This window comes from Ignavibacteriales bacterium, from assembly GCA_020635255.1.
GTDB lineage: Bacteria > Bacteroidota > Ignavibacteria > Tepidaquicellales > Tepidaquicellaceae > JAEYVS01.
Window position 1 is genome coordinate 329,930 of sequence record JACKAC010000002.1, and the last position, 18,356, is coordinate 348,285.

General features: G+C 38.9%; 20 protein-coding genes. 15 read left to right on the forward strand and 5 right to left on the reverse strand.

The features are described 5' to 3' along the window. The first annotated feature begins 4 nt into the window (after nt 1–4). The 5 genes from H6614_09345 to H6614_09365 all read left to right on the forward strand — a co-directional run bounded on the left by H6614_09345 (nt 5) and on the right by H6614_09365 (nt 4,553). A complete protein-coding gene (locus H6614_09345) occupies nt 5–319 on the forward strand; it encodes a DUF721 domain-containing protein (protein ID MCB9243867.1) in 315 nt (104 codons plus the stop codon). A gap of 4 nt (nt 320–323) precedes the next feature. Further along, on the forward strand, nt 324–2,354 hold the full coding sequence (gyrB, locus tag H6614_09350; GenBank protein ID MCB9243868.1) for a DNA topoisomerase (ATP-hydrolyzing) subunit B: 2,031 nt from the start codon (nt 324–326) through the stop codon (nt 2,352–2,354). A 148-nt stretch (nt 2,355–2,502) separates the two neighbouring features. Beyond that, nucleotides 2,503–3,081, forward strand: coding sequence for a hypothetical protein (locus H6614_09355; GenBank protein MCB9243869.1), 579 nt, complete (start codon nt 2,503–2,505; stop codon nt 3,079–3,081). Nucleotides 3,082–3,092: 11 nt separating this feature from the next. Further along, a complete protein-coding gene (locus tag H6614_09360) occupies nt 3,093–3,923 on the forward strand; it encodes an undecaprenyl-diphosphate phosphatase (protein ID MCB9243870.1) in 831 nt (276 codons plus the stop codon). Between the two features lie 138 nt (nt 3,924–4,061). Continuing rightward, on the forward strand, nt 4,062–4,553 hold the full coding sequence (locus tag H6614_09365; protein MCB9243871.1) for a DUF255 domain-containing protein: 492 nt from the start codon (nt 4,062–4,064) through the stop codon (nt 4,551–4,553). Here the strand turns inward: H6614_09365 and coaD are convergent. From coaD to H6614_09390, 5 genes are read right to left on the reverse strand one after another with little or no spacing between them, the layout of a single operon-like run. Then, nucleotides 4,550–5,035, reverse strand: a complete 486-nt coding sequence (coaD, locus tag H6614_09370) for a pantetheine-phosphate adenylyltransferase (GenBank protein ID MCB9243872.1) — start codon at nt 5,033–5,035, stop codon at nt 4,550–4,552. The two genes, H6614_09365 and coaD, sit on opposite strands and share 4 nt — an antisense overlap. A gap of 12 nt (nt 5,036–5,047) precedes the next feature. Further along, entirely contained in the window at nt 5,048–5,566 is a 519-nt protein-coding gene (gene rsmD, locus H6614_09375) for a 16S rRNA (guanine(966)-N(2))-methyltransferase RsmD (protein ID MCB9243873.1), read from the reverse strand. Then, nucleotides 5,566–6,474, reverse strand: a complete 909-nt coding sequence (locus H6614_09380; GenBank protein ID MCB9243874.1) for a hypothetical protein — start codon at nt 6,472–6,474, stop codon at nt 5,566–5,568. The genes rsmD and H6614_09380 overlap by 1 nt, the downstream gene beginning before the upstream one ends. A gap of 2 nt (nt 6,475–6,476) precedes the next feature. After that, nucleotides 6,477–6,884, reverse strand: a complete 408-nt coding sequence (locus H6614_09385) for a helix-hairpin-helix domain-containing protein (GenBank protein ID MCB9243875.1) — start codon at nt 6,882–6,884, stop codon at nt 6,477–6,479. Between the two features lie 54 nt (nt 6,885–6,938). After that, complete coding sequence (locus H6614_09390; GenBank protein MCB9243876.1) at nt 6,939–8,384, reverse strand: hypothetical protein; 1,446 nt, start codon at nt 8,382–8,384, stop codon at nt 6,939–6,941. Nucleotides 8,385–8,568: 184 nt separating this feature from the next. Here H6614_09390 and H6614_09395 point away from each other — a divergent pair, with 184 nt between their 5' ends. The 10 genes from H6614_09395 to gatA all read left to right on the forward strand — a co-directional run bounded on the left by H6614_09395 (nt 8,569) and on the right by gatA (nt 18,299). After that, the gene (locus tag H6614_09395; protein MCB9243877.1) at nt 8,569–10,647 is read left to right on the forward strand and encodes a T9SS type A sorting domain-containing protein; all 2,079 of its coding nucleotides are present in this window, start codon (nt 8,569–8,571) and stop codon (nt 10,645–10,647) included. Nucleotides 10,648–10,978: 331 nt separating this feature from the next. Beyond that, entirely contained in the window at nt 10,979–12,175 is a 1,197-nt protein-coding gene (locus H6614_09400; protein MCB9243878.1) for a T9SS type A sorting domain-containing protein, read from the forward strand. 90 nt (nt 12,176–12,265) lie between these two features. Then, a complete protein-coding gene (locus tag H6614_09405) occupies nt 12,266–12,895 on the forward strand; it encodes a hypothetical protein (GenBank protein ID MCB9243879.1) in 630 nt (209 codons plus the stop codon). A gap of 50 nt (nt 12,896–12,945) precedes the next feature. After that, nucleotides 12,946–13,989: a DNA polymerase III subunit delta gene (holA, locus tag H6614_09410; GenBank protein MCB9243880.1), complete on the forward strand. Its 1,044-nt coding sequence runs from the start codon at nt 12,946–12,948 to the stop codon at nt 13,987–13,989. A 49-nt stretch (nt 13,990–14,038) separates the two neighbouring features. Beyond that, nucleotides 14,039–14,638, forward strand: coding sequence for a sigma-70 family RNA polymerase sigma factor (locus H6614_09415; GenBank protein ID MCB9243881.1), 600 nt, complete (start codon nt 14,039–14,041; stop codon nt 14,636–14,638). A 57-nt stretch (nt 14,639–14,695) separates the two neighbouring features. After that, complete coding sequence (locus tag H6614_09420) at nt 14,696–15,520, forward strand: hypothetical protein (GenBank protein ID MCB9243882.1); 825 nt, start codon at nt 14,696–14,698, stop codon at nt 15,518–15,520. 136 nt (nt 15,521–15,656) lie between these two features. Beyond that, nucleotides 15,657–15,914, forward strand: a complete 258-nt coding sequence (gene purS / locus H6614_09425; protein ID MCB9243883.1) for a phosphoribosylformylglycinamidine synthase subunit PurS — start codon at nt 15,657–15,659, stop codon at nt 15,912–15,914. Beyond that, complete coding sequence (gene purQ, locus H6614_09430; GenBank protein ID MCB9243884.1) at nt 15,914–16,582, forward strand: phosphoribosylformylglycinamidine synthase subunit PurQ; 669 nt, start codon at nt 15,914–15,916, stop codon at nt 16,580–16,582. The genes purS and purQ overlap by 1 nt, the downstream gene beginning before the upstream one ends. 26 nt (nt 16,583–16,608) lie before the next feature. Further along, nucleotides 16,609–16,815, forward strand: coding sequence for a twin-arginine translocase TatA/TatE family subunit (locus H6614_09435; protein MCB9243885.1), 207 nt, complete (start codon nt 16,609–16,611; stop codon nt 16,813–16,815). Nucleotides 16,816–16,874: 59 nt separating this feature from the next. Then, nucleotides 16,875–18,299: an Asp-tRNA(Asn)/Glu-tRNA(Gln) amidotransferase subunit GatA gene (gene gatA, locus H6614_09440; GenBank protein ID MCB9243886.1), complete on the forward strand. Its 1,425-nt coding sequence runs from the start codon at nt 16,875–16,877 to the stop codon at nt 18,297–18,299. Nucleotides 18,300–18,356: the final 57 nt, after the last annotated feature.

The following is an 18,356-nucleotide window of genomic DNA, read 5'->3' on the forward strand; positions in this document are numbered from 1 at the left end:
TAGAATGCATAAAAAGATCGATACAAAAACAAGAATGAACAAGACGATTAGCCTTAAAGAGGAGCTGGATGAGTTCATGAGATACTTTGGTGTCGATGGCAGGATGCAGGAGTTAAAGATATACGATGCCTGGGAGGAATGTGTAGGAAGCTCAATCGCAAAGCATTCCGAGCCGGTGGAGATAAGAAATTCAAAGCTATTCGTGAAGGCTGAAAATAGTGTCTGGAGATACGAGCTTTCACTTAAGAAAACGGAAATAATAGACAACCTAAATAAAGTTTTAAAAAAATCAACAATTAAGGAAATAGTATTTAGATAATTTTATGGCAAAAGCAAAAGAGAATAAAGTAGCAAAACAGGAAAGTAAGGGTAACGACTATAAAGAGAGTGATATTAAAGTTCTCAAAGGGCTGGAACACGTCAGGAAAAGACCGGCTATGTATATTGGAGACGTTTCTTCACGCGGACTTCATCACCTTGTAAACGAAGTTGTTGATAATGCGATAGACGAAGCGTTAGCTGGTGTCTGCGACAGGATCGTGGTTACTATTCACAAGGACGGTTCTGTTTCGGTAGAGGATAACGGGCGGGGTATCCCAACCGGTATTCACCCAACTGAGAAGATATCCACACTTGAACTTGTTATGACACAGCTAAATGCGGGTGGTAAGTTCGATAGGAATACTTATAAGGTGTCCGGCGGACTTCACGGCGTTGGTGTCTCAGTCGTGAATGCGCTCAGTGAGTGGCTGGAAGCCGAAGTATATAGGAATGGAGAGATATTTAAGCAGAAGTATATAAGAGGCGTTCCTACGTCCAAAGTTAAGGCAGTAGGAAAGGTAAAGCAAAAAACCGGCTCCATTATAACGTTTAAGCCCGATGCAGAGATATTCAGAACGACTGAGTTTAAATTTTCAACGCTAGAAGCCAGGATGCGAGAACTTGCTTACCTTAATAAAGGCATAACGATAATATTTAAAGATGAAAGAGACGGCAAGGAAGAGAAGTTTAATTTCAAAGGCGGTCTCATTGATTTTGTAAAATATCTCGATGAAGGTGAAAAATCCATTAGTGGTAAACCTATATATGTAGAAGGCGAGAGGGAGAGCATACAGGTGGAAATAGCATTCCAATATAATCTTTCCTTCAATGATAATATGATCTCTTTTGTGAATAACATTAATACACATGAAGGAGGCACACATCTCGAAGGATTCAAAGCCGCTCTGACACGAACACTTAATAATTACGGAACTAAAAATAACATTATAAAAAAGGATCTCCAGCTGACAGGTGATGATTTCAGAGAAGGAATAACTGCGATAATAAGTGTGAAAGTCCCTGAGCCGCAATTTGAAGGACAAACGAAAACGAAACTTGGTAACAGCGAGGTAAAGGGTATTGTACAATCCATTACAGGTGAACAGCTAGGCAATTACCTCGAAGAGAATCCATCCGTTGCCAAAAAGATACTCGAGAAATGTATTTCAGCGGCTGAGGCAAGAATGGCGGCAAGGAAAGCTCGTGATTTGGCCAGGAGAAAGAACGCCCTCGATATTGGTGGGCTTCCCGGTAAGCTTGCCGATTGCTCAATAACTAATCCTGATGAATGTGAAATTTACCTTGTTGAGGGTGACTCCGCAGGTGGTACTGCTAAGCAAGGAAGAGATAGGCGCTTTCAGGCTATTCTCCCATTAAGAGGTAAGATACTAAACGTAGAGAAGGCGAGGATAAATAAGATCCTTGCTAACGAAGAAATAAAATCCATTATAACAGCGATCGGAGCTGGATTGGGAAGCTCAGAGGAGTTCGATGAATCGAAAGTCCGTTACGGAAAGATAATCCTTATGTGTGATGCTGACGTCGACGGCTCCCATATAAGAACACTCTTGCTTACTTTCTTTTACAGGCACATGAAAGATATTATTGAATCGGGTAAGCTTTACATTGCACAACCCCCACTATACAAGATAAAAAAGGGAAGTACAGAGCAGTATGCGTATGATGAGGCTGAGAGAGATACAATTTTGAAATCGTTGAAAGTTGATAAGAAAACTATTGCCAACGGTGCAGATGAACATGAAGAGGAAGATCTTCCCGAGGAAGGAGCGGAAGTAATCAAAACCACTAAAGGTGCTAAAGTAACCATCTCCCGCTTTAAAGGTTTAGGCGAAATGAATCCAGAACAGCTTTGGTCTACAACTATGAATCCGGAAACAAGAACGATCGTTAAGGTTACGAATGAAAATGCGGCGGCGGCTGATAAGATATTCAGAACATTGATGGGTGAGGAAGTAGAGCCCAGAAGAAAATTCATCGAGGAGAATGCCCGCTACGCAAACATTGACGCATAAAATAAAATTCTTACGCTCGGGGTCAATTTTTATTGTCTCGTTTATGCTGGTTTTTATTTTCTCCAGTAGTTTATTTGGACAAAATAAAAACCCCGACTCCTTTAGTCAGTTAAATAAGAAAAACAGTTACATATCTTTTTCTTTTGGTATGGGTGCTAACTACAGCAGTAATCCGTCCATTATTACTTTCATTGAGGGTGACATACCTTCATACAATATCATCCCTTCTGACGAACGCCTTTCGACACTAGATGGAGGATTAGAATTTTTTTCCGGGATAGAATACCAGCTTGCAAAGAATTTTTCCATAAAAGGTGAGTACTCATTCTTTACTAAATCATTTTCGGTTACAAGGTTTCCTAATTATGAATATTCATACATAAACCACCAGCCTTATATTTTGTTTAATTATATTATACCGGATAAGAACAGCTTTATAAAGATCGGAGCAGGTCCCGGATATATAATCACTAATTTTTCTGCCAAAAGATTTGGAGCGGAAACCAAATATCACTCCAGTGGATTTGGTATTATGGGTGAGGGTGTGGCTAATCTGCAGATCAGCAGTAATGTTGGTGGCTACGTGAGCGTGTACACTTTTAAGACATTTACCGGAGACCTTAAAGATGATAACGGAATACCTCTGTTGAATAATAATGGTGAAGCAGTTAATTCAAGTAGTTTTGGAGTTGGTTTACGCCTCGGAATGGAAATCTTCATCTTCTAATTTACTCATAGATGGACGAAATAATTAAAGCTGTTGTTTATGGAGCAATACAAGGGTTAACAGAGTTCATTCCTATCAGTAGTACAGCACACCTAAGAGTTATTCCGGCTTTACTGGGCTGGAAAGATGCAGGAGCCGCGTTCAGTGCGGTAATTCAGATGGGTACGCTTATTGCCACTCTCATTTATTTTCGAACTGACATTATCAATCTTACTAAAGGATTCTTTTCCGCTCTAAAGAATAAAGACTTCATCTCAAATCCCGAGTCCCGGATATTTATTCTTATCATTATAGGCACGATCCCCATTGGGATTTGTGGGTTACTTTTCAAAAAGTTTATAGAAGGTGATGCTAGAGGTTTATACGTCATCAGTGCGTCATTAATATTACTTGCTATTGTGCTTTTTATTGCCGAGAAGGTTGGAACTCGTAAAAAGGAGTTTGAAGAGATCACAATAAAAGACGGAATTATCATTGGACTGGCACAGGCGCTTGCTCTGATACCGGGAAGCTCAAGAAGCGGTGTTACTATTACAGCCGGTTTATTCCGGGGATTAAAAAGAGACGTAACTGCCCGGTATTCATTTCTACTTAGTATTCCTGCTATTGGTTTGAGCGGTCTATACGAGCTTTATTCTGAGCGCACAACATTATTGAATGAGAATTTTACTGTGCTGATAATTGCTACGGTTGTTTCAGGAGTAGTAGGTTATCTCTCGATTGCATTCCTTATCCGCTACTTAAAGACACACTCTAATATGGTTTTTATTATATATAGAATTGTTTTAGGCCTCATCATTATCTTATTGTTAAGTCAGGGAATCCTGAGCAACTTAGAATAAAACATACATATAATCCACTGCCTTTTCTCTTTGTAAAATTATAATTGTATTGAATTTATAGAGTAAAATTTTTAAATATTAGGTAGAACTATTTTTGATAAATCTGGTTTAATGGTAGTGAGGAGAGAAAGGACGAAAATGAAAACACTATTAAAATTATTTATAGGTCTGTTTTTAGTGACTGGATTATCCACTGCGCACGGTCAAACCATTTATAGTTTTACTGACGGTTTGAATGCCGCAAAGTCACAGGGTAAAAAAATAGTTATCAATATCTATTCCGACTCCGACAAGTGGAGTCAGAAGATGGATAGCGAGGTATATTCTCAGGCTGACGTAAAAGATCTTCTTGGATCCTTTATATATATAAAGCTTAATGCCGCTGGTAGCGAATCGTATGATTATAAGGGAAAAAAATACAGCGCTGCCGAACTTGCTAAAGCACTTGGCTTGACCAGTTATCCGACGCATGCTTTTATGACTGCGTCAGGGGATGTTATAAAGTTTAAATATAATGGAGTTGAGTCGGTGAGTTTCCCGGGATACGTCGATGCAGGTGACTTTAAGAGTATACTTATATATTTCAGGGACGGAAAATATTCTGATACGGATCTCTCGACTGTACTTTAACGGGAGTTTTTCCCTTTTAATTTTTCCAGTACATAAGCCGGAACGAAGTCGGTTATATCCGCGTTAAATTTTGCAAGTTCGCGGATGAGTGAGGAATTTAGATAGGTATATTTTTCATTGGGCATTAAAAAGATGGTGTTTATGCCGGGAGCAAGTTTCCTGTTAGTTAAAGACATTTGAAATTCATATTCGAAATCTGATATAGCACGCAAGCCTCTAATAATAACAGAGGCTTGTTTTTTTTTCGCGAGATCTACCAACAGTCCGTCGAATGCATCGACCTCCACATTGTCAAATCCGGAAGTGACATTCTCTATCATATCCTTGCGTTCATCTTTTGTAAAAAGTGGAGCTTTACTTGTATTAACTGCAACAGTTACTATGACCTTGCTGAATAAAGCGGATGCTCTTTCGATGATATCAAGATGACCATTTGTAATTGGATCGAATGTACCGGGATATACTGCCGTGATGTTTTCCATGCTGTAATAAAACTATTTCTTAAATTCAAAAAAAGTCAATGATGTCTCACCAAAATCCTTTCGTAACATGACGGTTTGCCCTTCAAATCCGGTACTTGACGAATGTTCCAATATCAAGTATTGTGTTTTTCCGGAGGCTTCTTCAATGAGAAAGTCATAATCTTTAAAAGAATAAGGAGGGTCTGCAAAAGTTATATTAAAACTTTCTTCAGTTTTTTTTAGATATCTAAAAGCATCAGCTTTTCTGACTTTTACATTATCGTTTATTTCAAGCATATCAACATTTTCTTTTATAGTACTAATATCCTTATCCACAAAAACAGCTTCTAACGCTCCTCGCGATAAGCACTCTATGCCCAGACTGCCCGTTCCGCAGAAGAGGTCGAGCACTTTTGTCTGGTTGAGGTCAATTCTATTTGTGATTAGATTAAAGAGTGTTTCACGCACTCGGTCGGTTGTAGGTCTTACCTTTGATGTTTTTGGAGGGGATTTTAGCCTTCTGCCTTTATAAGCTCCGGATATAATCCTCATTATTCATGCTCCATTGCCTTTAGAACAAGACCGAATAACGGTGCGAATCTTGCTCCCGAACTGAAATGCAAGATATTGTCGATTGAAGCCCCCTGTCCAAATCTTTCCAGAGGATCCAGTATCTTTATTTCCTTGTTCTCGTACTTTTGCTCCAGGTATTCCTTTACAGATTCAAGGAGGCTTTCTCCATAAATATATATCTCTTTTGCTCTCTCAAAGCTCTCATTTATTTCAAGGCTCGCAAGTTGTTTGTCAAGCTCTCTTTTAAAATCAAACGATCCGGTGTATGAGTAATCAAAATATTTGATGTCGTCTCTGTCATTTATAGATATGTCTATCCGTCCCGGTTTTAAACCAAGCAGGATATATTGTTCGTCGGATTCGATCAAGCCTGAAACAGCAGAGTGATCGCAGTCGAATATATTTATCTTCAGTCCGCACTCATCGAATATTCGTCTAAAAAAATTAATAATATTGCGATCTATTCCCAGGACAAGCACGGTGTAAGTGTTATCAGAGTCATCTTCGTTTAATTTATTTAAACGGTAAAAGTTTATATTAAAATTCTCATAGTCATCCGGGTAATAGATCGAAGTATCCCATAATATATTGGACGATGTAACTTGTTCGTCTTCGGCAACTTCGAGCGGCATAACATTTGAAAACATTTGCATTGTATTTAAAACAAGGTTTACGCTTGTAAAAGATATATCGTCTATCTTTTTGAGATTATCGCATATGATGGAAGCGAGTTCGGAGATAAGGTGTTCGTCCCCATGATGATCGGGGATCTCATTGTCGAAATCAAAATCTGTTTCAAGCTCGGAAATATGAGTAAGCTTTTTGTCGTCATTTATCGCGGCAAACCTTATACTATTTCCGGAAAATCCTATTGCTAATGAGATCAAGTTTATTTTACTTTTATTTTCTTTTTGATTTTTCCAAACTTCTTCTTTCCTATCCCGCTGACCTTCATCAGGTCTTCAAGCTTTGAGAATTCGCCATGTTTGTTTCTGTAAGATATTATTCCCGATGCTATTGACTCTCCGATTCCGTCCAGTGTCATAAGCTCTTCCAGCGAAGCCGTATTAATATTTATTGGGGTTTCCTGATTGGGGACCTCTGTTTCGTTTGATACAGAGGATTGTAGGCTAAATTCCAGATCAGACCGTGTGAAGTCGAAGTTCTCATCGCTGGATGGATTGAAAATACTATCATAGTATTTAATGCAGAATCCGGCTGTTATTACCGAGACAGCCAGGATCAATATCCTTGCCTCGTTTTTTGTAAAGCCTAATTCCTGGAAGGAAAATTTCATCTTCAAATCTTATATACAAAAATAATTAAAATTTTGCATTAATAATCCAACAATCTATGTCGAATTCAATAGCTCCTTTGTTTTGCTTAGCAGCCAATTTCTTATGCCCAGTGAGTTATCCATCGATTGGATCTGCTTCTCCAATGACATTATTGAGGGGAAGTTTTTCTTTTGATTATTCACAATTTTGATATTTGACAACGTGGTCAGATGCTTTAAAAAATCATAATGCGCTTTCTTTTGATTCTCTCCAATCATTTCCTCGTTTTTAAGATAGTGACGGAATGCATCTATTGCACTTAAGGTTTGCTCATGCAGACCCTGCTCATAATATATCCGTAGCATATAGCTTTTCACCATCACCTTGAAAAGAAAAAATTTAAAATTTGTCATTGAGAAAAGATGAAGAGCCTTATCATATTCCTTTTTCCTGTATGCCAGAAAACCCTTGCAGTATGTTATGGTATTATCCTTTTCCTTTTGGGGTGAGATACCTTTGCTGTAGTTTGCCATAAAATCATCCACCCATTTGAATTCACCAACCATGCATGCTGACGTGTATGTTGAGATAAAATTCGGAAAGAGGATATAGTCAGATGCAAAAAATTTTTCATCCACTACTCCTTTCAGGGCTTCAAATCTGTCCTTATAGTATGTCTCATCTCCCTCCCTTAATTTCCCGACTGAATAGGAATTCATTACCAGGTAAACATAATAAAGGTCCTCTTTTGAAATATTGTCCCGGAATTTCTTCTTTAGCTGTAATAGCTTCCTGTAATCTTCTTCTTTCCTTGAAAGTTCTACAAGTATGATCTGTTTGTAGATCATACATGATGGACTGTCTTCGAAATCTTTGTCCTTTATGTATTCCATAACAAGGTCAAACATCTCCAAATCGTATTTGATATTTCCATGATTACGGTTATGAAGCATTTTAGAGTAGTGCTGAAGCAATCCGGTTATACTAAATTGGAGAAAACTATTGAACTCGGTCTGAATACTATCGAACTCATACTTCTTTGATTTGTCAAACTTATAATGCGATGTGTTTATCTTATTAAGTTTATGCCTTAGATAAAAATAATATTCGTCCTTTATTTTAGAAGAAGATAATTTTTTTTCTATTTCGCTGTCAATTTGTCTATAAGGAACATTCAGTTTCCTATCATGGAGTTCAGATAGCAAATCTATTCCTCCTTCTAGCTCGTTTTTCTCGTAGGCTATTGTTTTTAGGTAAGAGTTGTAAAGCTTGAATAGTTCGGAAAAAAGGTTTCTTAACTTAAAATAATCGAAATCAAGATCCGGAAAAACTTTCCTGAACATCTTTTCCTGGGTAAACGAAATGCTGTCGAATGATGGATAATATTTGCACAGTAAATCTATCAGCGCTTGTACGTTTTTATTTTTGTTAAAGAATGGAGAATGAACAAATTCACGAAACCTTCTTAGTTCTTTCACATTCAGTGTCTTCAAAGCCTTAATAACCCGGGAATTTTTCATTTGAAATTTCCTAAAAAATTGGCGTTAAACTCTAACTAAATAAGCTAAAAATTAGGTTTTTTGCAATATATATCTGTTTGCTTGAATATAAAAATTCCTAAATTTCAGTGAAAGATTCTTTGGTAAAGTAGGGCCCCGATTATAGTTTTACTTAACATTTAAATAAATTTTCGAGGGTAAAACAATGAAAATAATTTTAGTAATTATTCTTCAGCTATTGGTTGTGAGTGCCTATTGCCAGGTGGATGAGCAATGGGCGCAGAGATTTACCTCTGACAGCGTGAGAAACGATGGCGTAAACGATATGTATGTTGATGCCGGCGGTAATGTATATGTAACAGGTTATCAAAAGCAAACCGGGATCAATAACAGCATTATGGAAGCTGTGACGGTAAAGTACAATTCACAGGGAGTGATGCAGTGGATACAAAACTTCCATGCTCCGCTCAATAACGGTGCATTTGGAAGAGCGATTTACGTTGATGCCGGCGGTAATGTTTATGTTACGGGTGAAAATGCAATTGTTTCGGGAGGCGGGAACGAAATGCTCGTTATTAAATACAGTCCGGGCGGTACACAGCTTTGGGCTAAGACATATCATTACACTGGAAATATGGCTTACACTGGTGGTTTCGATCTCGTGACGGATGCATCTGGCAATGTTTTTGTATGCGGTGAATATTATACAGGCGCAACGTTTCTGAATAATCTTCTTATTGTGAAATTCGATGGTTCAACAGGGCAGGTGATAGGTCAGACTTTCTTTAATGCCGGGAGTGAGGGAGCAAGGAAGATTGCACTTGACGGAAACGGTAAAGTTATTGTTGCCGGGTATGCAGATGTACAGGATACGGTCCGGTATATTGTGTTAAAGTATGAGCCGGAATTGAGTCTGAATTTACCGGTGTGGTTTACCTATTATACACCGCCGATGAATTCATCCAACACATCAATGAATGACATGGTCATAGACAATAACAGCAACATCATCCTTGCCGGAAATGATCATCTGGATTTTGGAACCGTAAAATTTGATAATGACGGCAACATATTATGGGTAAGGACTTATAACTCTCCGATGGGCTGGGATGTATGCAGGTCGGTCGTATGTGATAACCTTGGTAATGTTTATGTAACCGGTGAAAGCGGTACAACGGGTTTTCCTACATCCTATGATATTACTACAATAAAATATGATCCAAACGGAAATCAAGTATGGCTGAGATCATATGATGGTTTCAGCAATAACACAGATGGATATAGAGGATATGATATTGCTATTGACGATGCATCAAATATATATGTGACGGGCGCGGAATACGGCGCAGGAAACATAGCTACCGTTAAATATAGTTCAAACGGATCCTTTCAATGGGGAAAGACTTATAATGGTACCGGTAATGGCCCTGACAACCCTGTCGCGGTGGGTGTCGATCAAAATGGGAATGCTTATGCCTGCGGAACAAGCCTTGGTGATACTACCGGGTACGATATTGCCATAATAAAATACGCACCTTCCTCTAATTTTGGTGTACAGTTTAAAAAGAACTCGCTCGGTAAACCTATCAATGACCTTGCCAGCACAAGGGACACGATCTCGATAGAATATAGCTCCTTGCTTAATTACAATGTGGTCGACGTTAATCTAAACATTGATTCGGTTTTGCACCCCAATACGGATGATCTCGAGTTTTATCTTATACATAATGGCTTAACCGACACTACGATCTATAGAGTGGGAGGCTCTGGAGATAATTTTATCGGAACTGTTCTCAACGATTCTGCCTCAAATTCCATATCGACGGGAAGCGCTCCGTTTTCGGGACAGTATAAACCATCCAGCCCGCTTTCCCGATTTAATAATGTGAGTATAAACGGTGACTGGATATTGCTGGTATATGACAGAGCATCGGGAAATACAGGCACTCTTAACGCGTGGTCGCTGGATTTCGTTGTTGATGTGACTAGCGGAATTCAAGCAATAGGTTCGGACATTCCGGATGATTTTAAACTGTACCAAAACTATCCGAACCCGTTTAACCCATCTACAAAATTGAAATTTGAGATGCCAATATCGTCCTTTGTTAAACTGGCAGTATATGACATTACCGGAAGGCAGATCGCTCAGCTGGTGAACAAGAATCTTGAATCGGGTCAATATGAATATTCTTTCGACGGCTCCAGGCTGGCAAGTGGAGTTTATTTCTATAAAATTACGACAGATGCTTTTTCGGAAACAAGGAGAATGGTCCTGGTAAAATAATACGAGGGTAAATATAAATTGTTGTTCGCAGTTCATATCGCCCGGTTGCATTTACCCTCGGACCGGGCGAAATTTTAAACTCCTGAATTTTCAAAGATTAAGTTGTTTGAAACTTGGGAAGCATGTTACCCGTAGTATTTTGTACAATAACCTACTTATAGTTTTGAAATCTAGTACACCCTCTGAAATATTGATTTCATTCTTCCGAATAAACTTCAACTGTTTATACGAGGGTCTTACCTGGAGTTGCTAATCTCACTTTTTCGATTATTTATTCTATTTATATCATTGAGGGCGCTCATCTTTTAAATTTTAAAAGGAGTGAGGAACAATGAAAAGTTATATAGTCTCTACATTTTTAGTATTCTTTTTGTTTAGTGTCTGCAGGATTGTATTTGCACAAGGCGTTGTCGTAGAAACAATTCAGCTCGACGGTAATTACTCGATGGATTGCCTTACACTTGGCAATGACGGTATATTATACGGAACGGAAGGGTTTGATGGTAACAGGATTTACATGATACAATTAGATGGCACTACGAACACTTTTGTTACTGGGTTAGCTGGACCAATTGATATTGATTTCGATAATGCAGGTAATCTTTACGTAAGCACATTCAACAATCTCGGTCTTTACAAGGTTACGCCTCAAGGTGTGGCAACAAGATTTGCGACTGTTAGCGATGGTCCATCTGGGGTGGTTTTAAATCGTTCTATTGGAAATATCTATGTTTCTCATTATGGCGCCGGATTTCCCGGAAATGGAAATTCAATCTATGTTGTAGATTCGACCGGGCAGTCAAACATTTTTGTTCAGGGAAACGGTCTGGTAGCGCCAGTTAGCTTAGCCATTGATGAGAACGGAAATATTTATGCACCGAATATTGCCAATGCAAAGCTCTTTAAGATTACTCCTGGAGGGGTTATGACTCTCTTGTGCCAATTGCCAGCGCCGGGAAATTTACATCCCTTTCATGTGGGGCATCTCGAGTATTCACATGGATATCTCTATGTAACTGGCAATTCAGGCAGTCCCTATGTTTTTAGGGTTGATTTGGATGGGAATTATGAGATCTTTGCCGGTTCTGGGGTAGTAGGACATATGGATGGATCGGCACTTACCGCGCAGTTTTCAGGTCCAAATGGGATAACCGCTTCAGTAACTGGTGATACGCTTTTCATTTCGGAATTGACGAGCCCAAACACTCTTAGAATTATTCGCGGAGTTACGTCCGGAATAAATATGATAAATTCAGAAATCCCGGAAAAGTTTGCTCTTTTCCAAAATTATCCGAACCCCTTTAACCCATCGACTAAATTGAAATTTGAGATCCCACGGGCTTCCTTTGTTAAACTAGCAGTATATGACATAGCCGGTAAGCAAACAGCTCAGCTCGTGAACCAGGACCTGGGTCCAGGTCAGTATGAATATACATTTGATGGGTCGGAATTTGAAAGCGGAGTTTATTTTTATAGGCTTACTACAGAAACTTTTTCGGAAACGAAAAGAATGGTCCTGGTAAAATAATAAAGACCATAACTTCGCCTGGTTCTATGTCCTTACTGGGCGAATTATTTTATTATTAACTTATTGCGGTTTATTCCGTAATTTTATCGGGTGGAAAAGCTCAAACAAAATACCCTTGCACAGCTATTCATTATTTATACTCGCTACCTGATCGGCTCAGCGTTTGTTTTTGCCAGCATTGTTAAAATAATGGGCGAGCGGTTCACTTCCGGGAGTGGAGCCGACGAACCTATAGATTCTGCTTGGCATTTGTTTGAGACACTTTATGCCTCCGGTATGCTGTGGAGGTTTATGGGACTTGGTCAGCTGGTTGCGGGATTTCTTCTGATGACACAGCGTTACGCTAAGTTGGGTGCAGTAGCTTTCTTTCCTATTATTTCCTTCGTTTTTATGTTCACTGTAAATTATCACTTTACAGGAACGCCCATTATTACCGGGCTTATGCTTCTGGCAAATATTATGCTGATAATATGGGATTGGGATGTGCTCAGGGTACTTATAAACAAACCTCCTATCATAAACACAACCAGACGACTTGAAAATGATCCTGTGTGGGAGATCACAGGGCTTACACTTTTTTTGTTCATCGTCATCTACAGGCTTACCATAAATGGCTACAATTTTCTTTTCTGGGCAGCTGCTTGCGCGGGTATTTGTTTAGCCGGGCTTATATTTGGACTTATGAGAAAGAAAAGATACAATAAACCCCTTGCTATATAACATTACTCCTTATTTATTTCTAATCTCCTCTATTATTACTAATTTCAATTATGGCAAAGCGAAAAGAAAATTATGAGCGCTCTTATTCCACGTTTCTGAGTGGAATAAAAAAAGGCGACATCCCCCCAAACCTATTACTGTTTATAAAGGACAAAATACTTCTGGATGAAGTCGTAAACAACATTGCTGGAAAATTTATTGGTCCGGACTATAGCCCAAAAGACCACCTCTTTTCATTTTTTACCGATGATACGGATACTTCCGTGGTACTGAATGAATGTAGTAATACGGGTATGTTTACCGAAAGGAAGATTGTACTTCTTAAGGTGGTAAGAAAACCTGGCTACCGCGGATTTAACGAGGATGAAGCCAAGGCTCTTACCGCTTATTTTAGGATGAAAAACAGCGATGTGGTATTTATTATTGTTGATACAGGGGACGAAGTAAAAAGCTCGATGTATGATAAGATAAAGGACCCGAGCCTTGAGATAGTCACTATCGGTGACCTCGGGGAATCAGAGTATTTTAAATGGGTCGCCGGGAAATTTGCCGGATTTAAGATCACAGACGAAGCTATAATGCACCTTATCCAGATGCTGAATTTATCTATGGACGAGATAAACCAGGAAATAGAAAAGCTTAAAACTTTTGCCTCTGATACGGGAGAGATTACACTGAATGATATTAATCTCTGCATTGGGGTTTCGAGAGATTTCAGTGAAAGCGATTTTATCCATGCTGTATTCTCCCGGGATGCCAACTCAGCTCTAAAAATATATAATAATCTTATACTTAAGAAAGATGCTGAAATATTCCTCCTAATACTGTTAAATTCAGCATTTGTTACCCTTACCAAGATGTTCGATCCCCGGATCGGGAATTATCACGGCTGGGATCTTAAACAAAAGCTCAAATTATGGTATGATTTTGATAAAATGCTTCCGGTCTATAAAAAATATAGAGGTGAAATTAATGAACTTAAATTAAAAGAAGCATTTGGCTATATTGATGAATCTGAAAAAGCTCTAAAATCATTAGGAACCGACAGGCGAGCAGTGTTTACTCAGCTCATTAGCAATCTGGTCAATTTATAGCTTTTACGGAACTAATTCGTTAATAAATCGTTAAAAAATTACTGAAAAGGTGCCCCCGGCTGATCTAGATTATAAAGCTTTAACAGACGAGGAATTGATATTCGAATTTCAGAAGGAAGATGTGGAAGCCTTCAATGAAATTGTATTCCGGTATAAAGATAAATTGGTTAATTTTCTATTCAGGTATACCGGTAATAGGGATGAAGCCGAAGATCTGGCACAGGACACTTTTTTAAAGTTGTATCGTTCTAAGCATTTGTATAAAGAGATCGCGAAATTTTCGACATGGTTTTATACAATTGCTATTAACATTGCAAAAACAAATCTGCGGAAAAAGAGCAGACAAAAAGCTATCTCTATAAGTGACTTTGATCCTGAGAATGAAAAGGATTTTGATCTTCCGGCAGATGTAATATCGCCTGAAGACAGTGCTAATGCCAGCATTGAAAATTATTATATTCAAAAGGCTATAAACTCTCTTGGGGAAAAATTCAAAGAGGTTATTGTACTCAGGGATATACAGGATATGGAATATGAAGAGATAGCGCAAATAACTGGACTGCCGCTTGGTACAGTTAAATCCAGAATAAACCGTGGCAGGGAAAGATTAAAAGAGTTATTAAGCGATATTTATAAACCCGGCGAATAAACAGAGAATAAATCAAAGACAAGTTTATCGAAACAATTTAATTTACGGATTAAGGAAGTGACAGAGAAAGAGAAACATTTAGACATAAGAGAGAAGCTGCGTAATCTGCCTTCTATGAAGGTTAGTGATGACTTTGTAATGAAGCTCCAGAGGAGGATAAACCTCGCCGAAGCTCAACCAAGTACTCAGATTCACAAACAGCATCAGGAAAAGCTCGAGAGCGGTTTTTTTGCTAAGCTCTTTGGCGCAGGAAAGAACGCATGGTTGGTTCCCGCTATGGGCGTTACAGCCGTGGTGTTCCTTGTATTTATATGGGTGTATGTTGTAAACCAGAATGGTGTGAACACATCAAGCGGAGATAAAACACAGACGACGATATCTCAAAATGAAGAACAAAAACAAAATGAGAGTATTACCTCTTCCGATGAAACCACTCCCGGAGAAACTCTGAAGACCCAATTGCCGGGTAAGGAGATAACAAGTACGTTTGGAGAAACTCATACCGGACGGGATTTGAATAGAGGTGACAGAGAAGGCGGGACAGATGTTAAGGATGAAACTGTAGGCACAGTAAAGGCGACTGAGGTATTTAAACCTACTAAGATAACTACTGAGGAAACCGAAGAGTCTCCATCTCCCTCTATAGAAACTAAGAGCCTATTAAAAGAAGAAGAAAGAAAAGTAGACAAGGACGGTGTACTTGGAATGGAAAAGAAGTCAGCTACATTGCCAAGTAAAAAGAAAAAAACCGATTCTCTTAGCAATGATGATAAAGAATCTGAAGTACTTGAGCAGGGCAAAAGAGTAACAAGGAACGTAATTGACCAATCTGAGTTGGAAGATTTGAATAAGAAAGTACAGGATAAGTCAGGTGTCAAATAAACGCAGTTTTAACTTCTATATCGGAAAAGAGGCTGTCCAAAAGGCAGCCTCTTTTTGTTTTTAACGCATATTTAGACTTACAATTAATATACAAACCCCTTATTTTAGAATATCAAATTTTAACCTTGTATAGAGGATGTACAAAGCGAAAGTAACTATATCACTTAGAAAATCAATACTTGACCCACAGGGCAAAGCCGTAGAACATTCGTTGAAATCCCTTGGCTTTGACTCTATATTGGACACTCGGATGGGTAAAAGTATCGAACTGAAAATAGACGCTAAAAGTGAAGATGAGGCAAAGAAAATAACCGAGGAAGCATGCAAAAAACTTCTTGCAAACCCGGTTATGGAAGATTACGAATTTGAAATTTCACAGAATGGAGCTGAATAATGAATGCTAAAGTTGGAATAGTCGTCTTCCCCGGTTCTAACTGTGATCATGATGCCTATTATGTGTTCAATGATATTCTAAAGACTGATACAAAGTTTCTCTGGCATAAAGACAGCGGTGTCGGGGACAGGAATATAATCATACTGCCCGGTGGTTTTTCTTATGGCGATTATTTGAGGGGCGGTTCGATTGCAAGGTTCTCTAATATAATGAAGGACGTTATCCGGTTTGCTAATAACGGCGGTGTTGTCGTTGGTATCTGTAACGGTTTTCAAATATTGTGTGAAGCAGGTCTTCTTCCCGGAGTTTTAATTAAAAACGCAAATCTTCAGTTTATTTGTACGACGGTATCCTTGCATGTGGAGAATACTAATAGCATCTTCACCAAGTATTACAATGCAGGAGAAGATATTAAGGTGCCCATCGCGCACGGAGAAGGAAACTTCCTTTGCAGTAAAGAAACACTCGACGAGATGAAGAACAATGATCAGATTCTATTTACATATAACGATAACCCGAACGGTTCATACATGGATATCGCGGGAATCCAGAATAAAAGTAAGAATGTAATGGGAATGATGCCTCACCCTGAGAGGGCATCCGATGAAATACTCGGGAATACCGACGGCAGACGCATTTTGCAGAGTATAGCCGAATCGGTTTTGTAATAAAAAAATCTTTAAGGAGAAACATTATGTTTGGTTTAGGAACGCCGGAAATAGTACTGATAGCTATTGTTATCTTGGTATTATTTGGAGCAAAGAAAATACCTGAACTCATGCAGGGGCTTGGAAAAGGTGTTAAGGAATTCAAAAAAGCTACGAGTGAAATAGAAAAGGACATAAAAAGCTCTACCGAGGATAAAAATCCTACTGAGCAGAATCCCACTACTCCAAAATAAACTAGATTTAAAATTCCGAAATAATGCCATCCTGTTTTCACGGGATGGCTGGATTTTATATGACAATTCCCTCAAACCTAAAAGACATACAAACTGATCTTAAGTCAGGTTTACTTACCTGTTCTGCCCTTGTGGATCATTACCTGGCGAGGATAGGTGAACAAAAAGACCTTAATGTTTTTATAACTGTTTTTGATAATGAAGCCAGAGAGCGTGCAAAAGCAATTGACGAAAAGATCAAATCCGGTAATGCCGGTAAGCTTGCGGGGCTTGTCATTTCCATAAAAGATGTGATCTCAATAAAAGATAAACGCCACACCTGTGGCTCCAGGATACTCGAAAATTTTATTGCCCTGTATGACGCGACTGTCATAAAAAGGCTGGAAGCGGAAGATGCTATTATAATAGGTAAGGTAAACTGCGACGAGTTCGCTATGGGTTCATCCAATGAAAATTCCTATTTCGGTCCGGTTTTGAATCCGGTCGATAAAACCCGCGTTCCGGGAGGTTCCTCCGGAGGAAGCGCAGTGTCTGTCGCAGCCGGTATGTGTCTTGTATCATTGGGTTCGGAGACAGGTGGTTCAATTCGGCAGCCTGCATCGTTCTGCGGAGTAACAGGATTAAAAGCCACTTATGGTAGGATATCGAGGTTCGGACTTACGGCTTTTGCATCATCGTTTGATTCCATTGGCATATTTTCCAATAATAATTATGATACTGCCGCTGTGCTGGAAGTAATAGCCGGCGAAGATGACAGGGATTCAACATCGTCAAAAGAAAAAGTTGAGACCTACACTAATACGATAGAGAATAAAATAAAGCCGGGTGATATTAAGATAGGCATTGCAAAAGAATACTTCGGTGAAGGTCTCAATCCTGAAATAAAACAGAGTATCGAAAAGAAAATAGATGATCTCAAAAAAGCCGGCTTTGAGGTAAAAGAGGTGTCACTCCCGCATTCAAAGTATGTGATACAAACTTACTATATACTTACTTCTGCTGAAGCTTCAAGCAATCTCGCACGCTATGATGGGGTACGCTACGGCTACCGCTCGGAGGATTCATCTAATCTGGAAGATATGTACGTCAATACCCGAACGGAAGGATTCGGTGAAGAAGTTAAAAGGCGAATTATGCTTGGGACATATGTCCTGTCGGCTGGATACTATGACGCATATTATAAAAAAGCGCAGAAAGTCAGAAGATTAATTACACAAGATTTTGAAAAGGCCTTCGGGGAAGTGGACTACATAATTTCTCCGACTACCCCAACTACAGCATTTAAAATGGGTGACAAGGTTGACGATCCGCTCGCAATGTATTTGAATGACATATATACTGCTTCGGTCAATCTCGCCGCAATTCCCGCAATCTCAATACCCGTAGGTAATGACAGTAAGGGTCTTCCATTCGGTCTGCAGGTGATGGGAAGGAAATTCGACGAAGCTGGATTACTCAGAATGTATGACGTTATAGCATCTTAGATTTATGAATATTTAATAATTGCTTACTTTATTTCTTCTCTCAAAAACCTTATTTTT